The sequence below is a fragment of the Pseudomonas sp. UV AK001 genome (genome assembly GCF_046097675.1).
In the GTDB taxonomy this organism is placed as follows: Bacteria; Pseudomonadota; Gammaproteobacteria; order Pseudomonadales; family Pseudomonadaceae; genus Aquipseudomonas; species Aquipseudomonas kribbensis.
In genome coordinates this window covers 974,595-992,549 of record NZ_JBJUVZ010000001.1, presented here as the reverse complement: position 1 = coordinate 992,549, position 17,955 = coordinate 974,595, and the positions used below count along the sequence as shown (strand labels likewise).

Annotated in this window: 22 protein-coding genes; 12 read left to right on the top strand and 10 right to left on the bottom strand. The window is 58.7% G+C overall.

Annotated features, from left to right (window positions below; translation table 11 throughout):
• Positions 1-7 precede the first annotated feature (7 nt).
• The 3 genes from ACKLNA_RS04565 (at position 8) to ACKLNA_RS04555 (ending at position 3,132) form a co-directional block, all read left to right on the top strand.
• Positions 8-880 (top strand): LysR family transcriptional regulator, encoded by an 873-nt coding sequence (locus ACKLNA_RS04565; protein ID WP_408985008.1) that lies wholly within the window; start codon positions 8-10, stop codon positions 878-880.
• A gap of 115 nt (positions 881-995) precedes the next feature.
• Entirely contained in the window at positions 996-2,531 is a 1,536-nt protein-coding gene (locus ACKLNA_RS04560; protein ID WP_408985007.1) for an EAL domain-containing protein, read from the top strand.
• Between the two features lie 235 nt (positions 2,532-2,766).
• Complete coding sequence (locus tag ACKLNA_RS04555; RefSeq protein WP_064381416.1) at positions 2,767-3,132, top strand: histone-like nucleoid-structuring protein, MvaT/MvaU family; 366 nt, start codon at positions 2,767-2,769, stop codon at positions 3,130-3,132.
• Positions 3,133-3,340: 208 nt separating this feature from the next.
• On the opposite strand, the gene ACKLNA_RS04550 is transcribed toward ACKLNA_RS04555, so the two are convergent.
• Entirely contained in the window at positions 3,341-3,859 is a 519-nt protein-coding gene (locus ACKLNA_RS04550) for a DUF4946 domain-containing protein (protein WP_134827065.1), read from the bottom strand.
• 142 nt (positions 3,860-4,001) lie between these two features.
• Between ACKLNA_RS04550 and gloA the strand changes: the two genes are divergently transcribed.
• Positions 4,002-4,523 (top strand): lactoylglutathione lyase, encoded by a 522-nt coding sequence (gloA, locus tag ACKLNA_RS04545; protein WP_408985006.1) that lies wholly within the window; start codon positions 4,002-4,004, stop codon positions 4,521-4,523.
• A gap of 60 nt (positions 4,524-4,583) precedes the next feature.
• On the opposite strand, the gene ahpF is transcribed toward gloA, so the two are convergent.
• The 3 genes from ahpF to ACKLNA_RS04530 all read right to left on the bottom strand — a co-directional run bounded on the left by ahpF (position 4,584) and on the right by ACKLNA_RS04530 (position 7,915).
• Entirely contained in the window at positions 4,584-6,146 is a 1,563-nt protein-coding gene (gene ahpF / locus ACKLNA_RS04540; protein WP_408985005.1) for an alkyl hydroperoxide reductase subunit F, read from the bottom strand.
• 130 nt (positions 6,147-6,276) lie between these two features.
• Positions 6,277-6,840, bottom strand: a complete 564-nt coding sequence (ahpC, locus tag ACKLNA_RS04535; RefSeq protein ID WP_003224621.1) for an alkyl hydroperoxide reductase subunit C — start codon at positions 6,838-6,840, stop codon at positions 6,277-6,279.
• 136 nt (positions 6,841-6,976) lie between these two features.
• The gene (locus tag ACKLNA_RS04530) at positions 6,977-7,915 is read right to left on the bottom strand and encodes a site-specific integrase (protein WP_408985004.1); all 939 of its coding nucleotides are present in this window, start codon (positions 7,913-7,915) and stop codon (positions 6,977-6,979) included.
• Positions 7,916-8,092: 177 nt separating this feature from the next.
• Between ACKLNA_RS04530 and ACKLNA_RS04525 the strand changes: the two genes are divergently transcribed.
• The gene (locus ACKLNA_RS04525; RefSeq protein ID WP_408985003.1) at positions 8,093-9,097 is read left to right on the top strand and encodes a DNA-binding protein; all 1,005 of its coding nucleotides are present in this window, start codon (positions 8,093-8,095) and stop codon (positions 9,095-9,097) included.
• On the opposite strand, the gene gorA is transcribed toward ACKLNA_RS04525, so the two are convergent.
• Both gorA and galU read right to left on the bottom strand, forming a co-directional pair.
• The gene (gene gorA / locus ACKLNA_RS04520) at positions 9,094-10,452 is read right to left on the bottom strand and encodes a glutathione-disulfide reductase (RefSeq protein ID WP_408985002.1); all 1,359 of its coding nucleotides are present in this window, start codon (positions 10,450-10,452) and stop codon (positions 9,094-9,096) included. The two genes, ACKLNA_RS04525 and gorA, sit on opposite strands and share 4 nt — an antisense overlap.
• 129 nt (positions 10,453-10,581) lie before the next feature.
• On the bottom strand, positions 10,582-11,421 hold the full coding sequence (galU, locus tag ACKLNA_RS04515; RefSeq protein WP_085710029.1) for a UTP--glucose-1-phosphate uridylyltransferase GalU: 840 nt from the start codon (positions 11,419-11,421) through the stop codon (positions 10,582-10,584).
• Positions 11,422-11,668: 247 nt separating this feature from the next.
• Here galU and ACKLNA_RS04510 point away from each other — a divergent pair, with 247 nt between their 5' ends.
• Positions 11,669-11,857, top strand: a complete 189-nt coding sequence (locus ACKLNA_RS04510; protein WP_085710030.1) for a hypothetical protein — start codon at positions 11,669-11,671, stop codon at positions 11,855-11,857.
• Positions 11,858-11,996: 139 nt separating this feature from the next.
• Entirely contained in the window at positions 11,997-12,293 is a 297-nt protein-coding gene (locus tag ACKLNA_RS04505; protein ID WP_408985001.1) for a hypothetical protein, read from the top strand.
• A gap of 3 nt (positions 12,294-12,296) precedes the next feature.
• Here ACKLNA_RS04505 and ACKLNA_RS04500 read toward each other — a convergent pair whose 3' ends face one another.
• On the bottom strand, positions 12,297-12,527 hold the full coding sequence (locus tag ACKLNA_RS04500) for a hypothetical protein (RefSeq protein ID WP_085710032.1): 231 nt from the start codon (positions 12,525-12,527) through the stop codon (positions 12,297-12,299).
• 72 nt (positions 12,528-12,599) lie between these two features.
• A complete protein-coding gene (locus tag ACKLNA_RS04495) occupies positions 12,600-12,956 on the bottom strand; it encodes a hypothetical protein (protein WP_085710033.1) in 357 nt (118 codons plus the stop codon).
• Between the two features lie 212 nt (positions 12,957-13,168).
• Between ACKLNA_RS04495 and ACKLNA_RS04490 the strand changes: the two genes are divergently transcribed.
• From ACKLNA_RS04490 to ada, 5 genes are all read left to right on the top strand, one after another.
• Positions 13,169-13,471, top strand: a complete 303-nt coding sequence (locus tag ACKLNA_RS04490) for a DUF1883 domain-containing protein (RefSeq protein ID WP_039768744.1) — start codon at positions 13,169-13,171, stop codon at positions 13,469-13,471.
• 29 nt (positions 13,472-13,500) lie between these two features.
• A complete protein-coding gene (locus ACKLNA_RS04485) occupies positions 13,501-13,677 on the top strand; it encodes a hypothetical protein (RefSeq protein ID WP_162803442.1) in 177 nt (58 codons plus the stop codon).
• A gap of 92 nt (positions 13,678-13,769) precedes the next feature.
• Entirely contained in the window at positions 13,770-14,483 is a 714-nt protein-coding gene (locus ACKLNA_RS04480) for a 2OG-Fe(II) oxygenase (protein ID WP_408985000.1), read from the top strand.
• Positions 14,484-14,488: 5 nt separating this feature from the next.
• Positions 14,489-15,145 (top strand): DNA oxidative demethylase AlkB, encoded by a 657-nt coding sequence (gene alkB, locus ACKLNA_RS04475; protein ID WP_408984999.1) that lies wholly within the window; start codon positions 14,489-14,491, stop codon positions 15,143-15,145.
• A gap of 88 nt (positions 15,146-15,233) precedes the next feature.
• Positions 15,234-16,301 (top strand): bifunctional DNA-binding transcriptional regulator/O6-methylguanine-DNA methyltransferase Ada, encoded by a 1,068-nt coding sequence (ada, locus tag ACKLNA_RS04470; RefSeq protein ID WP_305832805.1) that lies wholly within the window; start codon positions 15,234-15,236, stop codon positions 16,299-16,301.
• Here ada and ACKLNA_RS04465 read toward each other — a convergent pair.
• Both ACKLNA_RS04465 and ACKLNA_RS04460 read right to left on the bottom strand, forming a co-directional pair.
• Positions 16,298-16,756, bottom strand: coding sequence for a GyrI-like domain-containing protein (locus ACKLNA_RS04465; protein WP_408984998.1), 459 nt, complete (start codon positions 16,754-16,756; stop codon positions 16,298-16,300). The two genes, ada and ACKLNA_RS04465, sit on opposite strands and share 4 nt — an antisense overlap.
• 60 nt (positions 16,757-16,816) lie before the next feature.
• Positions 16,817-17,800, bottom strand: a complete 984-nt coding sequence (locus tag ACKLNA_RS04460; RefSeq protein WP_408984997.1) for an MDR family oxidoreductase — start codon at positions 17,798-17,800, stop codon at positions 16,817-16,819.
• Positions 17,801-17,955 lie beyond the last annotated feature (155 nt).

The following is a 17,955-nucleotide window of genomic DNA, read 5'->3' as shown; positions in this document are numbered from 1 at the left end:
TTTACTCATGACTTTGACCCAGCTCGAAATTTTCTCTCTGGTGGCCGAACTGCGCGGCTTTACCCTCGCCGCCCATCGTCTGGGGATTTCCCAGTCGGCGGTGTCCCACGCCTTGAAGTCACTGGAACAGGAACTGGGTGTCGAATTGTTTCGCCGGCATCAATCGCAAGTCGAACTCAGCGACATTGGCGAGCAATTGCTGCTGCGTGCACGGGCGATGCTCGGGCTGGCCAACACATTGCGCCAGGAAGCCGCCGATGCGCGCGGGCTGAAAAGCGGCACCTTGCGTATCGGCTCGTTCGGCCCGACTTCATCGATCAGGTTGCTGCCGCGGATCCTCCAGCATTTCCGCCAGGCGCACCCGGGCATCGAGGTTCACATCGACGAAGGGCCGGACCGGCAGGTACTCCAGTGGCTCGACGAGCGACGGATCGATGTCGGCTTCGTGGTATTGCCCGAAGAACGCTTCGATACGTTTGCCCTGATGGAAGACCAGATGGTCGCCCTGCTTCCGCTCGACCATCCTCTGGCCACGCAGGCGCAACTGAGCCTGAAAGACCTGTGCAGCGACCCGTTCGTACTCACCGAAGCCGGCTCTTCGGAACTGGTATCGCGACTGTTCAACGCGGCAAGGCTGAGCCCGAATATCCGCTACCGCTGCTCGCAACTGCTGAGCACCCTCGATACCGTGAGCCGGGGCGACGCCATCACCCTCGTTGCCGAAGGTTCGCTGCCCGACGAGCCAAACCCTCAATACGTGAAGCGGCCATTGTTACCCGCCGTGGTGCGCCACATTGGCCTGGCCGTGCTTGATCAGCGTCAGGCATCCCCCGCCACTCTGGCTTTCATCAAATTGGCGACTGCACTGGATTACCGCTGAGCGGCGCAAGCGCCAACGGCCATCTATCATGGGCACAGACCCAACGCTTTCTAGAAGGTGCATCCTTGCCCCGCCTGCCGTCGAGAGCCCCACACCACCGCAACAGGATGCGCCCATGCCTCTGACCGTCAGGCCCCGCCGCAAACGCAGCACCCGAATCATCGTGACGCTGCTATGCGGCCTGCTGCCGATCATCATCGGCACGGTCATTCTGCATATGCAGGCCGAGCGCACGCTGGAACAGAGTTCCCGGCAAACCGCCGAGGAAGCCTTGCGCCAGTTCGACCTGATGCTCGACAACACCGCCCAGTCCGCCCGGGAATTGCTGCCGTTGGCGGGCCAAACCTGCGAGGACGTCAAACTGGCCCTGCGCGAACAAGTCACCCGCCGCCCGTTCGTGCGTTCGACCAATCTGGTGTGGGACAACAACCTCTATTGCAGTTCGTTGTTCGGCGACTTCAAGGAAGCCGTCAATCCGGGGGACTACACCCAAGGCAAGTTATGGCTCATGAACGGCAACCCGGTTACGCCTGATACGGCGCTGCTGGTGTATCGACTGAGCGATGGCCGGGGCGGCGCCCTGACGACGCTGGACGGCTATCACCTGAGCAATATCCTGCGCCTGATCGGCCGGCAGACATTGCTATTGCTGCAGGTTGGCAATAACTGGCTTTCTGCCGACGGCAAAGTGCATCAAGGCCCCCTCCCCGAGTTGCCGGTGGCCCAGAGCACGTTGAACTCTCCGCACTATGCCTACACGGTGAGCGCAGGATTCCCCGAAGGTGAAGTCTGGAACTACATGAGCGACGAATATCCGCCGTTGTTCAGCCTGTTGATTTTCTTTGGCGCGGTATCCGGGGCAATCGGCTATATCGTGCAGAACCGCGCAACATCCCCCAGTCACGAAATGCTGCGTGCGCTGGAAGCCGGAGAGTTCATTCCCTACTTCCAACCGGTGGTCTATGGCGACAGCAAACGCTGGTCGGGATGCGAAGTGCTGATGCGCTGGAATCATCCCAAGGAAGGCCTGGTACGCCCGGACCTTTTCATACCGTTCGCAGAACATTCCGGGCTGATCGTGCCAATGACCCGTTCCTTGATGCAGCAGACCGCCGTAGTGCTCGGGCCGCTTTCTGCTTCCTTCGAGGCCCCGTTTCATATCGGCATCAACATTACGGCCAGTCACTGCCACGATCTGGAGTTGCTGGAAGACTGCCGCGAGTTTCTGGCGGCATTCGCCCCCGGCAGCATCAGCCTGGTCCTGGAGTTGACGGAACGCGAGTTGATCGAGCCCACCGCCATCACCCATCAGCTGTTTGCGCAACTGCGCGCCATGGGTGTGAAGATCGCGATCGACGACTTCGGCACCGGCCATTCGAGCCTGGGCTATTTGAGAACATTCAATGTCGATTTCCTGAAGATCGACCAGACATTTGTCGCCATGATTGATAAGGACGCCCTGTCCCGACACATTCTGGACAGCATCATCGAACTCTCCGCCAAACTGGATCTGGGCATTGTGGCCGAAGGCGTGGAAACACAGGTCCAGGCCGATTATCTGGCCGCGCATCACGTCAACTTTCTGCAAGGCTATCTGTTTGGCAAACCGATGCCGGCCGCAGACTTCATCGATGCATTAACTCACCATTAACTAAACGCGATAAAACCGACGGACTCGGACCGTTCGCACCAAATTGATACAAGACATCGCTGTTTTTACATAAAGAAAACGTCAGGATTTACTCTTGACGCATTAACTACTACAATTTTTCTTACCTGTTGCTAGATTGGCAGGTGAGCCACTATCACCGAGTCGCTTCAAGGCTCTTGGCTTATAGCTTTGTTTGCGGTTGGTATCAGCCAAACACACTATTGGAGTAAAGATATTGTCCAGACTCGCTGAATTTCGTGCAGCTGAAAAGGCCCTTCAGGAACAGCTCAAGCAGCTGGAATCGCTGAAGAACGATGCCGGGCTCAAGAAAGAAATCGAATTCGAAGAAAAGCTCCAGGGGCTGATGAAAACCTACGGCAAAGGCCTGAAAGACATCATCGCCATCCTCGATCCGAACCCGGCCAAATCCGGTCTGCAACTGACCGCAGCACCTAAAACCCGCCGCGCTCGCGTGGTCAAGGTCTATCAGAACCCGCACACCGGCGAGCTGATCGAGACCAAGGGTGGCAACCATCGCGGCCTGAAGGCCTGGAAGGAACAATACGGTGCAGCCACCGTTGATTCCTGGTTGCGCGGTTAATCCCCCGCAAACATAAAAGCCCTGCAGATGCAGGGCTTTTTTTTGGACAATATCTAACAAATGCAACAATTTCCCGTCTCGAAAGTTCATAGCCAAACAGCCTCTTGCACTGGAACTATGCTTCCGGATGTTGCGCCTTCGCAGGGCGAGCAACTTTGTATTTAATCACTTCAGGTATCTAGCGGGCTGAGGATCACCGAACAGCTGACTAAAATTTCAAGCTGTTTCTCGCCGCCACTATTTCATCAGCGCTGGCCTTGTAAACCTCGGCTTGCCCGGCATACGAAAGTACATAGGCCTTGTCCGCCTCTACTGCAGCAACCAATGTTTGTGACAGTACATGACGGCCGTTTTCGGTGACTGTACAAGTGGTCTCAAGCGCCGCGAGTGAACCGAGTGTGCTCGAATGAACCTTGTTACAGACACTCTGATAACCGCCCTGGAAAAAGTCCTTCTGCACCGACTTGCGCATCTCCAGCAACACGCCTTGCAGATTGACCTGATGACCCGTTTCCACACGCGTCATCGTCAACTCCATCACCATCACCTGATTGCCATCGGCATCGGTCTTTACCGCCCGCTGACGGGAAACTTCCGGCGTGGTTTCGGGCAGCGCTTCGACTTGCCAACCCGCAGGCCAGGTAATGCTCGGCGCATCAGCGCAGGCCGAAGCAGCGATGAGGGACAAGCCGAAGAAAACGAACAGCGATTTGAACGGTCGGATCATTACCAGAGGCACTCGCGGATTGAACCGTAAAGTCTGAGGCTCGCCCGCTTGCAGGGCAAGCCCGCGCTTTCGGTTTGGCGATGCCGCAAGGCATGCGTATCATTGCGCCCATTCACTCGCCCCAATTTGTTACGGAGGGCCCATGAGCCTGCAAGAACTGAACACCTTCCCTGGCGTCACCGCCACCCCGGACAGCGCAACCCGCAACTTCGTGTTCAACCACACCATGCTGCGCGTCAAGGACATCACCAAGTCGCTGGACTTCTACACCCGCGTGCTGGGTTTCTCGCTGGTAGAGAAGCGTGATTTCCCGGAAGCGGAATTCAGCCTGTACTTCCTCGCCCTGGTCGACAAATCGCAGATCCCGGCCGACTCTGCTGCCCGCACCGAGTGGATGAAGTCGATTCCCGGCATCCTGGAACTGACCCACAACCACGGCACCGAGAACGACGCCGATTTCGCCTACCACAACGGCAACACCGACCCGCGCGGTTTCGGCCACATCTGCATTTCGGTGCCAGACATCGTCGCAGCTTGCGCACGCTTTGAAGAACTGGGCTGCGACTTCCAGAAGCGCCTGACCGACGGCCGCATGAAGAGCCTGGCGTTCATCAAGGACCCGGATGGCTACTGGGTCGAGATCATTCAGCCGGCACCGCTGTAAACGCTGAAAAGCAAAAACCCCATCATCGCTGATGGGGTTTTTCTTTTTTCGGTCCGGGATTTACGCCGGAGCCGAAGTGCGTATCAGGTGATCGAAAGCGCCGAGGGAAGCCTTGGCGCCCTCGCCCACCGCAATCACGATCTGCTTGTACGGCACGGTGGTCACGTCACCGGCAGCAAAGATGCCGGGGATCGAGGTTTCACCCCGGTTATCGACGATGATCTCGCCACGCGGCGACAGCTCGATGGTGCCTTTGAGCCAATCGGTGTTAGGCAACAGACCAATCTGCACGAAGATCCCTTCCAGCTCGACAGTGCGCAGCTCGTCAGTATTTCGATCCTTGTAACGCAGGCCGTTGACCTTCTGGCCATCGCCGGTGACTTCAGTGGTCAACGCACTGGTGATCACGGTGACGTTCGGCAGACTGTGCAGCTTGCGTTGCAGCACCGCGTCGGCACGCAGCTGCACATCAAATTCCAGCAGCGTTACGTGGGACACGATACCGGCCAGGTCGATGGCTGCTTCGACGCCAGAGTTACCGCCGCCAATCACCGCTACACGCTTGCCTTTGAACAGCGGGCCGTCACAGTGCGGGCAGTAAGCCACGCCCTTGTTGCGGTATTCCTGCTCGCCCGGCACGTTCATTTCACGCCACCGTGCGCCGGTCGCCAGAATCACGCTCTTGGCCTTGAGGGTCGCGCCGCTGGCAAAGTGGACTTCATGCAGCTCGCCGTTCTTGCCCGGAATCAGCTTGTCGGCGCGCTGCAGGTTCATGATGTCGACGTCGTATTGTTTGACGTGTTCTTCCAGCGCGGTCGCCAGTTTCGGGCCTTCGGTTTCCTGTACGGAAATGAAGTTCTCGATGGCCATGGTGTCCAGCACCTGACCGCCGAAGCGTTCGGCCGCAACACCGGTACGAATACCTTTACGTGCCGCATAGATGGCTGCCGAAGCACCGGCCGGGCCACCGCCGACTACCAGCACATCGAAAGACTCTTTGGCGCTGATTTTCTCGGCCTGACGCTCGATGGCGCCGGTGTCGAGCTTGGCGAGGATTTCTTCCAGGCCCATGCGGCCCTGGCCGAAGTTTTCACCATTCAGGTAAATGCTCGGCACGGCCATGATCTTGCGATCGTTGACTTCGTCCTGGAACAGCGCGCCGTCGATAGCGACGTGGCGGATGTTCGGGTTCAGCACGGCCATCAGGTTCAGCGCCTGGACCACGTCCGGGCAGTTCTGGCAGGACAACGAGAAGTAAGTCTCGAAGTTGAACTCGCCCTTGAGCGAGCGGATCTGTTCGATCACTTCGACACTGGCCTTCGATGGGTGGCCGCCGACTTGCAGCAGGGCCAGCACCAGCGAAGTGAATTCATGGCCCATCGGGATGCCGGCGAAACGCAGGCTGATGTCGGCACCCGGGCGGTTGATCGAGAACGACGGTTTGCGTGCATCGTCGCCGCTGTCGATCAAGGTAATCTGGTGCGAAAGACTGGCAACATCTTTCAGCAGGTCGAGCATTTCACGGGATTTCGCACCGTCGTCGAGTGAAGCAACGATCTCGATCGGCTGGGTGACCCGTTCCAGGTACGATTTCAACTGGGCTTTAAGATTGGCGTCCAACATACGGGCGATCTCCTGACTTTATTTGAGGCGAAAAAAAGCCCGAGCGAATCTCGCCCGGGCTTTTCTATTGGGCGGTGCAGCTTACTGAGGTAGGTGCGGAGTTCCGCCCTGTGTTGCGTGTCTCACAGACTCAGATCTTGCCGACCAGGTCCAGGGACGGAGCCAGAGTGGCCTCACCTTCTTTCCACTTGGCCGGGCAAACTTCGCCTGGGTGAGCAGCGACGTACTGAGCAGCCTTGATTTTGCGCAGCAGCTCGGAAGCGTCACGGCCAACGCCGCCATCGTTCAGTTCAACGATTTTGATCTGGCCTTCAGGGTTGATCACGAAGGTGCCACGGTCTGCCAAGCCAGCTTCTTCGATCAGCACGTCGAAGTTGCGGGAGATGACGTGGGTCGGGTCGCCGATCATGGTGTATTCGATTTTGCCGATAGCTGGCGAAGTGTTGTGCCAGGCAGCGTGGGCAAAGTGGGTGTCGGTGGAAACGCTGTAGATTTCTACGCCCAGTTTCTGGAAGGCAGCGTAGTTGTCGGCCAGGTCTTCCAGCTCGGTTGGGCAAACGAAGGTGAAGTCGGCCGGGTAGAAGAACACTACGGACCATTTGCCTTTCAGGTCAGCGTCCGAGACTTGTACGAAGTCGCCGTTTTTGAACGCGGTAGCTTTGAACGGTTTTACTTGGCTGTTGATGATAGGCATTGATGACTCTCCGTCAGGGTTGTGAATTCGATGGGTGAATCCTACCCAGTCACTCGACGGATGGCTCATTGGCAAACCTGATGCTGCTGATTTGTTTTCGCTATTAGCTGACTGTATTAATAGAAGAAAACGATATCTACGGCGACAGCGGCTTATCCGTAATCCGGGCCATCCCGTGAAAAGGGCTCGCTTCAACATAGCGCATGGCGGACTTCATATCCTTCCAGCCCACGTAACTCATCAACGATTTGAGATCCCAGCCACTTTGATGGGCCCAGGTTGCGAAGCCACGTCGCAACGAATGGCTTGTGTAGCGCTCGGCGGAGATACCGGCACGCTCCAGGGCCTGGCGTAGCAACGGAATCACACTGTTGGCGTGCAAGCCCTCCTCGCTCAGATTGCCCCAGCGGTCGACGGCGCGAAACACCGGGCCCCGTACGAGCGCAGCTTCAGTGATCCAGTCGATGTAGGCCTGCACCGGGCAAAGCTTCAACAACGCCGGGGCCTGATAGGTCTGACCGAGGTTCTCCCGGTCGCCCTTACTGCGTGGCAGGTACAGGGTGATGCCGCTACCAGCATGAGCCTGGACATGCTCGATCTGCACCCGGCACAACTCGTCACTGCGAAAGCCCCGCCAAAACCCCAGAAGAATCAGCGCCCGATCCCGACAGGCTCTTAGCAGCAACGGCCGGTCCTGTTTTTCTCGAGCCTCTTTCATTTCCTGCTCAAGCCAGGCAACGGTCTGCTCAAGATCCTGCAGTTGTAACGGCTCGGCCTGTTTTTCCTGCGCGGGATGCAGCGCACGGATGCCCTTGAACACTTTGCGCACCACCGGCGTCTTGGTCGGATCGGCGAACCCCTGACTGTTATGCCACTGCGCCAGTGCTGACAGGCGCAGCTTCAGCGTATTGACCGACAGAACGCCCGCGTGAGCCACCAGATAGCGCGCGACGCTGTCCGCCGTCGCGGGCAGGAACCCGCCCCATACCGTTTCGAAATGCTCGACGGCCGCACGATAGCTGCGGCGGGTGTTGTCACGGGTGGCGGCTTGCAGATAGCGATCGATATCGCTCATGGGCTGATTTCTCGCAGGCGTACTGATTTGAAGATTGAAAAGCGGATTCTGGCGCTTCACATTGGGTAATACCAGTATATCCCGCCCGTTCATCTTGAAACATTTAACTTTGTTTTCAGCATGGTACACTGCGTACTTTGGTGGCATGTACCACAGTACGTAATCGTAGGAGCACATATGGCCCGTGGCGGCGTTAACAAAGCAGTAGTCCAGATCGCGCGCACAGCGATCCTCGCCCGTGGCGAACACCCAAGCATCGACGCAGTTCGCATCGAGCTGGGGAATACCGGATCGAAAACCACAATTCATCGCTATCTGAAGGAGCTGGATGACGGCAGCGCACCGGCAGACCCTTCGGCAGAACCCATCGATGACGAGCTCCTGGCGCTTGTCACGCGCCTGGCACAACGCCTGAAAGAACAGGCACAGGAGCCGATCGACCAGGCACGCGAACAGTACGAGCAACAACGCCAGGCACTGGAAACGGAGCTGAATCAGCTGCGCCAGGACCATGCGCAACTGGAGAAGAAGCACGACATCCAGGACGCAGCGCTAGCGAAAGAATCCGAAGCCTTGGGCGACACCCGCTCGATGCTGCAAACCGAACAGACACGCAATGCCGGCCTGAATCAGGCGCTGGCAGATTTCGAATTGCGCTTGCAGGACAAGGACGAGCAGATCCGCTCGCTGGAAGAAAAGCACCTGCACGCTCGCGACGCGCTTGAGCACTACCGCAATGCCGTTAAAGAGCAGCGCGAACAGGAACAGAGCCGTCACGAAAGTCAGGTTCAACAATTGCAGATGGAGTTGCGTCAGGCGCAGCAAAGTGCGCTGGTTCGTCAGGACGAAATCACTCAATTGCACCGTGACAACGAACGCCTGCTGACCGAGACCCGTGGCACGCTTCGCGAACTGAGCCTGCTGCAGGATCAGCTCAAGCACAGCAATCAGCGTCAGGATCAACTGCTGGAGCAAGCGACGCGTGTCGACAGCGAGCGCACCCTCCTCCAGGAACGCTTGCGCGTGGCGCTGCTGGAAAGTCAGACACTCAAGCAGAACGTCGACGAGCAGTCGCAGCTCAATCAGTCATTGGAGAAGGAATTGACCAAGGCGCAAGACAGCCTGCGCCTGGCCACCACCGTTGCGGCAGCGCCAGACGCAGCAGAACCGAAAAAGACTTAAGCGCCGACCGGCGTACGCATGGTGACAAACTCTTCGGCCGCCGTCGGGTGCACCCCGATGGTGTCGTCGAAGTCACGCTTGGTGGCGCCAGCCTTCAGCGCGATTGCCAGGCCCTGCACAATCTCGCCGGCATCCGGCCCGACCATGTGGCAGCCCAGCACCTTGTCGGTTTTGCCATCGACCACCAGCTTCATCAGCGTGCGCTCCTGGCATTCGGTCAGGGTCAGCTTCATCGGACGGAAGCGGCTTTCGAAGATCACCACATCGTGACCCGCTTCACGCGCTTCCTCTTCGGTCAAACCGACAGTGCCGATATTCGGCAAGCTGAACACCGCTGTCGGGATCATCTTGTAATCCACCGGCCGGTATTGCTCCGGCTTGAACAGGCGTCGCGCCACCGCCATGCCTTCCGCCAGCGCCACCGGGGTCAGTTGAACGCGGCCAATGACATCACCCAGCGCGAGAATTGACGGCTCGGTGGTCTGGTACTGCTCGTCCACCTTGATGAAACCTTTGTCGTCGAGCTGTACGCCGGTACTTTCCAGCCCGAGATTGTCCAGCATCGGGCGCCGGCCAGTGGCATAGAAAACGCAATCAGCCTCCAGCACGCGACCATCCTTGAGGGTCGCTTTCAGGCTGCCATCGGCTTGCTTGTCGATCCGCTCGATATCGGCATTGAACTGCAGATCCATGCCGCGCTTGGTCAGCTCTTCCTGCAGATGCTTGCGCACCGAACCGTCGAAGCCGCGCAGGAACAGATCACCGCGATACAGCAACGTGGTATCCGCACCCAGACCATGGAAGATGCCGGCAAATTCGACGGCGATGTAACCGCCGCCGACGACCAGGACGCGCTTTGGCAGCTCTTTCAGGAAAAACGCCTGATTGGAGCTGATGGCATGCTCATGCCCCGGAATTTCCGGAATCTGCGGCCAGCCACCGGTGGCGATCAGAATGTTTTTCGCGGTGTAGCGCTCACCGTTGACCTCCACTTCATGGGGACCAACGATCTTCGCGTGCGCTTCGTGCAGGGTCACGCCACTGTTGACCAGCAGATTGCGATAAATACCGTTGAGACGATTGATCTCGCGATCCTTGTTGGCGATCAAGGTAGCCCAGTCAAAGTCCGCTTCGCCCAGGCTCCAGCCGAAACCGGACGACTGCTCAAAGTCTTCGGCGAAATGCGCACCGTACACCAGCAGCTTTTTCGGCACGCAGCCGACGTTGACGCAGGTGCCACCCAGATAACGGCTCTCGGCCACCGCCACTTTTGCACCGAAACCGGCCGCAAAACGCGCAGCCCGCACACCGCCGGAACCGGCACCAATCACATAAAGGTCAAAATCGTAGGCCATTTCTATCTCCTCGGCAGGCGATCAGCATACCCGCCGTCGTCCTTTGGGCAAGCACTCCTGCCGATATAGGGGCGGAAAATGAAAAAGCCACCCGAAGGTGGCTTTTTCGTACAGACAGAACAGGCGCTATCAGTAAGCCTTGCCAGTCTTGTAGAAGTTTTCGAAGCAGAAGTTGGTTGCCTCGATGTAACCCTCGGCACCACCGCAGTCGAAACGCTTGCCCTTGAACTTGTAGGCCATCACGCAGCCGTTCTGGGCCTGTTTCATCAGGGCGTCGGTGATCTGGATTTCACCACCCTTGCCTGGCTCGGTCTGTTCGATCAGGTCGAAGATGTCCGGGGTCAGGATGTAACGACCGATGATCGCCAGGTTCGACGGTGCATCTTCCGGCTTTGGCTTCTCGACCATGCTGTGTACGCGGTAGATGTCGTCACGGATCATCTCGCCGGCGATAACGCCGTACTTGCTGGTCTCTGCCGGATCGACTTCTTGAATGGCAATGATCGAGCAGCGGAACTGCTTGTACAGCTTGACCATCTGGGTCAGTACGCCGTCGCCTTCGAGGTTGACGCACAAGTCGTCCGCCAGCACCACGGCGAACGGTTCGTCACCGATCAGTGGACGGCCGGTCAGGATCGCATGACCCAGGCCTTTCATTTCAGTCTGACGGGTGTAGGAGAACGAGCACTCGTCCAACAGCTTGCGGATACCGACCAGATATTTCTCTTTGTCGGTGCCCTTGATCTGGTTTTCCAGCTCATAGCTGATGTCGAAGTGGTCTTCCAGGGCGCGCTTGCCACGGCCGGTCACGATGGAGATCTCAGTCAGACCAGCATCCAGAGCTTCTTCGACGCCGTACTGGATCAGTGGCTTGTTTACCACCGGCAGCATTTCTTTGGGCATGGCCTTAGTCGCTGGAAGGAAGCGAGTACCGTAACCGGCTGCTGGGAACAAGCATTTCTTGATCATATAAGTCCTTGAAAGGGCTGTGTGTACGAGTTTCGGCGCAGTCTAATCAGGCGGCGTGCACCTTACAATGCCCCGCACTGGCTAACCGATGTCAACATAGAGAAATATTCTGGCGGATAGTTCAATCCGCACGCAGAAGCTGCGCATTCAGCGTAGCCCAAATATTCAGGAGCACCGCATCGACCCGCGCCCGCTCGCCCGTTTCCCGCTATCATGACGCCTTTGAACCAGCCAACGAGGCCGCTAGATGTCCGCAGCAAAAATCATCAACGGGTACACCGTCGCCAAGGCAAAAGATGGCCAGTGGCATATCACCGCCGCAAACGGCGAAGATGTGTCCGGTCCATTGCCCACTGAAGCGATGGCGGTTGAAGTGGCCGCGGTGCTTGATTACACGCCTCCTGCACCGAAGCGTCGCGGCAAGGATCAGGACTGATCGGCGACCACAAATACCGGCCCTGCCACTGCGCAGGGCTTTTTTTGGCCCGCACACAAAGACGTGGCCAATCGCTATAACCTTTTCACACCGGCGCTGTCATAGCGTCTAGCCCTCTCCTTCCGAAGACGACATCGCCATGAACACCCGTACCCTGCACCGCATGCTGCCACTGATTGCGCTTCTGGCCCTGACCGGTTGCGCCACGTCCGAAACGACTTATCTGAACAACGGCGAACAAGGCCTGAGCATTGACTGCTCCGGCGAGGCGAACTCCTGGGCCAGTTGCTATGAAAAGGCCGATGCCTCCTGCGCCGGGACCGGCTATCGCATCGTTGGAACGGAAGGTACGCCTGCCCCGAAGGAAAGCGACAAGACACTGGGTGTCGACGTCGGTAACTACAAGACTCGCAGCGTCGTGGTGGTCTGCAAGTAGGTTTTACATGTGGATTTCGGCGAACTTGATCCCCAGCCCGCGAACGACCTCAATCAGGTCATCCAGACGGCCAAACGATTCGACTTCGTCGTTTTCATCCACCAGAAAATAACTGCGCCCGGCGCTTTTCTTGAAAAACACGATCCACTCACCCGGATTCGCCGGGTTCTGAATCACATGCGTGGCCGCAATCAGCCCCTCTTTATGGCGCTCGCGCACCTGCTCCCGCTTCATGCACATCTCCAGAAATGACAATGCCGCCCAGGCGTGACCTGGACGGCATCAATACCGATGACTGACAGTTTATCAGCCGGAAATGCACACCGTGGCGGCATTGCGTACATCCCGAGGACGTATAGGCACATTGGACATGCGCTCATGCAACTTGATACTGCTGCCGCCAGAGCGATCCTCGATGTCAAACACCGCCGCCGGGCCGGATGACAATTTCCCCGGCACGATCACCCGAACTCCGTCCTTGTGCGGCTCCATTTGCAGGGCCCCGCGGCTTTGCGCCAGCTTGTCAGCCAGGCACTGCGCATATTCGTGGGGCTTCTTGCCGGAAATGACGTTCATGGTCGGCAACGTTTCATTAATCTCCGAAACGCTTGCACAACCACCCATCGCCAATGCCAACGGCACAATGACCACACCCCACTTCATACAGAATCTCCTATAAAGACCGTCGGACAGCACGAATGCCAATTTTCTCCGAGGCTCATTGCATTTAACGCACATGGAATCGCGAATAACTGTTTTTAATTGTCAAAGCAGCGCCCGACGGCCGGATAATAACCTGTCCGGACTGATAAACTGCCGCCAATCGACCTTGCTATCGTTTTGATTTTGTAGAAAAAGCCCTTCTGGAGGCGCCCATGAAATTTATTCACCAGCGCGAGCACCTCAACGAAGACGACATCGTCGTCATCCAATGCTCGCAAACCTGCAACATCCGCCTGATGAACGACGCCAACTTCCGCAGCTTCAAGAACGGCGGCCGTCACACCTACCACGGTGGCGCCTTCGACACCTTCCCGGCCCGCATCACGGCGCCGAGCACCGGTTTCTGGAACATCACCATCGACACCGTCAGCCGCCGCGCAATCAGCGTGACCCGCAAGCCGACCCTGACGCACTCGATCAAGATCATCCGTCGTTCCAGCTCGAAACTCAGCTGATCGCCCCCCCTCAATACAATCAGGTAAGCATGACCGTGGCTCAAACGACCAAATACGTCATCAAGTACAAACTCAACGGCGAGCGCCGCTTCGAATTCGCCCAGCTGGAAAACGGCACGGCGGAGGAAGCCAAGGCTGCACTGGATGCCCTGCACGGCCAGAGCGGCGACGTGATCAGCGATATCAGCGTCAGCAAGGCCTTGTAAGACACGGGTGACAATTCGACCGCAAGCGCCGGAGTGTTCCGGCCTCGCGGGCTGCCTAGACTGATCGCCTGGACAAGCACCAAGGAATCAGCATGCCGATGTCACCCGACTCTTCCCTCGACAGGCTCGACTGGGCCGCACTGGAGCAACAGCTGGATCAGGACGGCTGTACCGTCATCCGCTCGTTGTTGCGCCCGGAAACCTGCGAGCGCCTGAGTGCGCTTTACCCGCAAAGCGAACCGTTCCGCTCGCAAGTCATCATGGCCCGCCACGGTTTCGGGCGCGGCGAGTATAAATATCTGCGCTACCCGCTGCCTCCGGTGGTTGAGCGCCTGCGAAATGCGCTTTATCCGCGACTCGTTTCCCTGGCCAACCGCTGGCACGAACGAATGGGATTGGCGGAACGGTTTCCACCTCTGCACAGCGAGTTTCTCGCGCGTTGTCACGCCGCCGGTCAACTTCGGCCGACCCCGCTCTTGCTGCAATACGGCCCACAGGACTACAACTGTCTGCATCAGGATTTGTACGGCGAACACGTCTTCCCACTGCAAGTGGCGATTCTTCTGTCAGAGCCTGGCAAAGATTTCAGCGGTGGCGAGTTCGTCCTGACCGAACAACGTCCAAGAATGCAGTCTCGGCCGCTGGTAATGGACCTGAGAAAAGGTGACGCCTTGATCTTTGCCGTCAACCAGCGTCCGGTCAAAGGCGTGCGCGGCGATTATCGGGTCACCATGCGCCACGGCGTGAGTCGCCTGCACAGCGGAAAACGGCATACTCTGGGCATCATCTTTCACGACGCAACCTGACCATCATGCACAGCAATTTCGACCTCTTCACCGACACCGAGCAGCCACCCCGCTCCGAGCAGATTGGAGAGCAATCGTGGGTATTGCGCGGCTTTGCGCTGTCCCGTATCGAGCAATTGCTGCCGGCGCTCGAATCGGTCATCGAACGCGCCCCGTTGCGGCACATGATGACGCCCGGCGGCTTCAGCATGTCGGTGGCCACCAGCAGCTGCGGCGCCTTGGGCTGGATCACCGATCGCAGCGGCTATCGCTACTCGGCCGAAGATCCAATCAGCCACCAGCCCTGGCCGCAAATGCCTGAGGTCTTTCGCGAGCTGGCCCAGGCAGCGGCGAAGCAAGTCGGTTTTTCCGACTTCATACCGGACTCCTGCCTGATCAACCGCTATGTCCCCGGCGCGAAAATGTCTTTGCATCAGGACAAAGACGAACATTCCTACGCCGCACCTATCGTGTCCTTGTCATTGGGTTTGCCCGCCATGTTCCTGTTCGGCGGCTTCGCCCGCAGCGACAAGAGTCAGCGCATTTCGCTGCTGCACGGCGACATGGTGATCTGGGGCGGCGTCGACCGGCTGCGCTACCACGGCATCCTGCCGATCAAATTCGGTCGGCATCCGCAGTTGGGTGAACAACGTTTCAACCTGACATTTCGCACCGCTGGATAACCTCACGGAATTTGACCGCAAGGGCCGGAGTGTTACGGTTGGCGGCACTGGTTAACCTGAAATTCAACAGGTCAACGGACTCTCCATCATGAAAACGCTTTCGACCCCTTTGAACACTCAAGACGATCCACGCTGGGCCGCTGTCGTCGCCCGCGACCCACGTGCGGACGGCCAATTTGTCTATGCCGTGAAGACCACCGGCATCTATTGCCGCCCGAGCAGCCTGGCACGTCTGCCGAAGCCGCAGAATGTCGAGTTCTTCGACACCGCCGAAGAGGCCGAAGCGGCGGGATATCGCCCCAGCAAACGGGCGAGCAAGGACCAGAGCGACGTGGCCGCGCAACATGCCGCGACCGTGGCTGCGGCCTGCCGGCAGATCGAAAGCGCCGAAACCCTGCCGGCACTCAACGAACTGGCCGAGGCTGCCGGCCTTAGTGCCTTCCATTTCCATCGGGTCTTCAAAGCCGCCACCGGCCTGACCCCCAAGGGTTACGCCGCCGCACATCGCTCCCGCAGAGTGCGGCAACGCCTGGCGGATGGCGACTCGGTGACCGATGCGCTGTACGACGCCGGTTTCAACTCGAACAGTCGCTTTTACGAATCCGCAGACCAGTTGCTGGGCATGAAACCCGGCGACTTCCGGGCCGCCGGGCAAAACAACGACATTCGTTTTGCGGTCGGCCAATGCTCGCTTGGCGCGATTCTGGTGGCACAGAGTGACCGGGGGATCTGCGCGATTCTGCTGGGGGACGATCCTCATCAGCTTGTCTGCGACCTGCAGGACCAGTTTCGCCGGGCCAACCTGATCGGGGCTGATGCCGAGTTCGAACAACTGATCGCCCATGTGGTCGGTTTCATCGAAGCACCGGCCATCGGCCTCGATCTGCCACTGGATGTGCGGGGCACCGCGTTTCAGGAGCGGGTCTGGCAGGCACTGCGCGAAATTCCGGTTGGCAGCACCGCCAGTTACGCCGACATCGCACAGCGCATCGGCTCACCCAAAGCGGTTCGGGCGGTGGCCCAGGCTTGCGGCGCCAACAGCCTCGCGGTGGCGATCCCCTGCCACCGCGTGGTGCGCAGCGACGGCAATCTCTCGGGCTACCGCTGGGGCGTGGAACGCAAGCGTGAGCTGTTGTCCCGGGAAACCCGGTCTTAACGAATGCCGATGTAGATGGCTACCGACTCGGGGCCCAGGTAGGCCTCGAAGTCGGTGGCGTAGCGGCGCTGGATCTGCGGATTGGCTTCGAAGTGTTTCCAGATCCGGCCCCAGGTGGCGATGACGGCGTCGGGCAATGCGCCCTGCCCCTGAAACACCAGATACTCGCCGCTCTCGATCCGGATTGTTTCGAAACCGCTTTGCGGATCAACGACAGCAACGCCGGCGGTCACATCGAAGGCACCCGAGGCATCCGACTCGTAGGCCGAATACACCCCGTAAATTGGCGACTCGGTCTGCTTGCCGGGAATGACCTGCGCCAGGTTCCTGCCGAAGAACTCGCCCCACATCGGGCCGATTTTCGCGGTCTCGGCCTTGTGTTCTGCGGCGTTGGTGGTTCGAACGCGCAAGCCTGAAACCATGAACGACTCAACGTGCTGTTGTTGTAGATCCATCGAAGTGCCACTCCCTTTTTTGAAGTGCGGCCCGGCAGGTCCGCGATGGCGCTTAATGTGTCAGCGATTGACGTCCACGACAACCCGTCCGCGCAACTGTCCGGCGAGCAATTTCGGAGCAGCTTCGATCGCTTCGCTGAGGGCGATTTCGTGGCTGATCAGGGGCAACAGGGCGAAATCCAGATCCTTGGCCAGACGCGCCCAGGCTTCGATTCGACGGGCCTTGGGCTGGGTCACGCTGTTGATTCCGGCCAGCGTCACGCCACGCAAGATGAACGGGGCCACTGACGCCGGAAAATCCATGCCCTGAGCCAGACCGCATGCTGCAACGGTGCCTTCGGCGCGAGTACTCGCACAGGCATTGGCCAACGTATGACTGCCGACCGAATCGATCACCGCCGCCCAGCGCTCCTTCGCCAAGGGTTTGCCAGGCTCGGACAAGGTCGCGCGATCAATGATTTCGCTGGCGCCCAGTCGCTGCAGATACTCATGCTCCGACACCCGCCCGGTGGACGCCACCACGCGATAGCCAAGTTTGTGCAACAAGGCAATGGCAAAGCTGCCGACCCCGCCATTGGCGCCGGTGACCAGCACTTCGCCCTGCTCTGGCTTCACGCCATTGCGCTCCAGCGCCATGATGCACAGCATCGCCGTGTAGCCCGCCGTACCAATGGCCATGGCTTGCGCGGCAGTGAAGGCTTTTGGCAGCGGAATCAGCCAGTCGCCGTTGAGCCGCGCCTTCTGGGCCAGACCGCCCCAGTGGTTCTCGCCCACTCCCCAACCGTTGAGCAGCACCTGATCGCCAGCCTTATAGTCGGGATGCGAACTGACTTCGACCGTGCCCGCCAGATCGATCCCGGGCACCATCGGAAACTTGCGCACCACAGGGCTGCTGCCGGTAATCGCCAAGCCGTCCTTGAAGTTGAGCGTGCTGTATCCGATGCGCACCGTCACATTGCCTTCAGGCAACTGCTGCTCGTCGATTGTCTGCAGGCTGGCGCGATAACCGCTGTCGTCTTTGTCGATCAGAATGCCGTTGAACATGACTGCCTCTCAGGGGAAGGATTCAGGGGTCGTGGCATTCAAATAGCACACTGCAACATTTTGCCCCACTCGACTTTCCGCCAATCGTTGAATCCGCCGGGTGATTCCAGATCGGGCGACTATGCTATTTCGACTGCTTCCGTTATCCCCGAGAA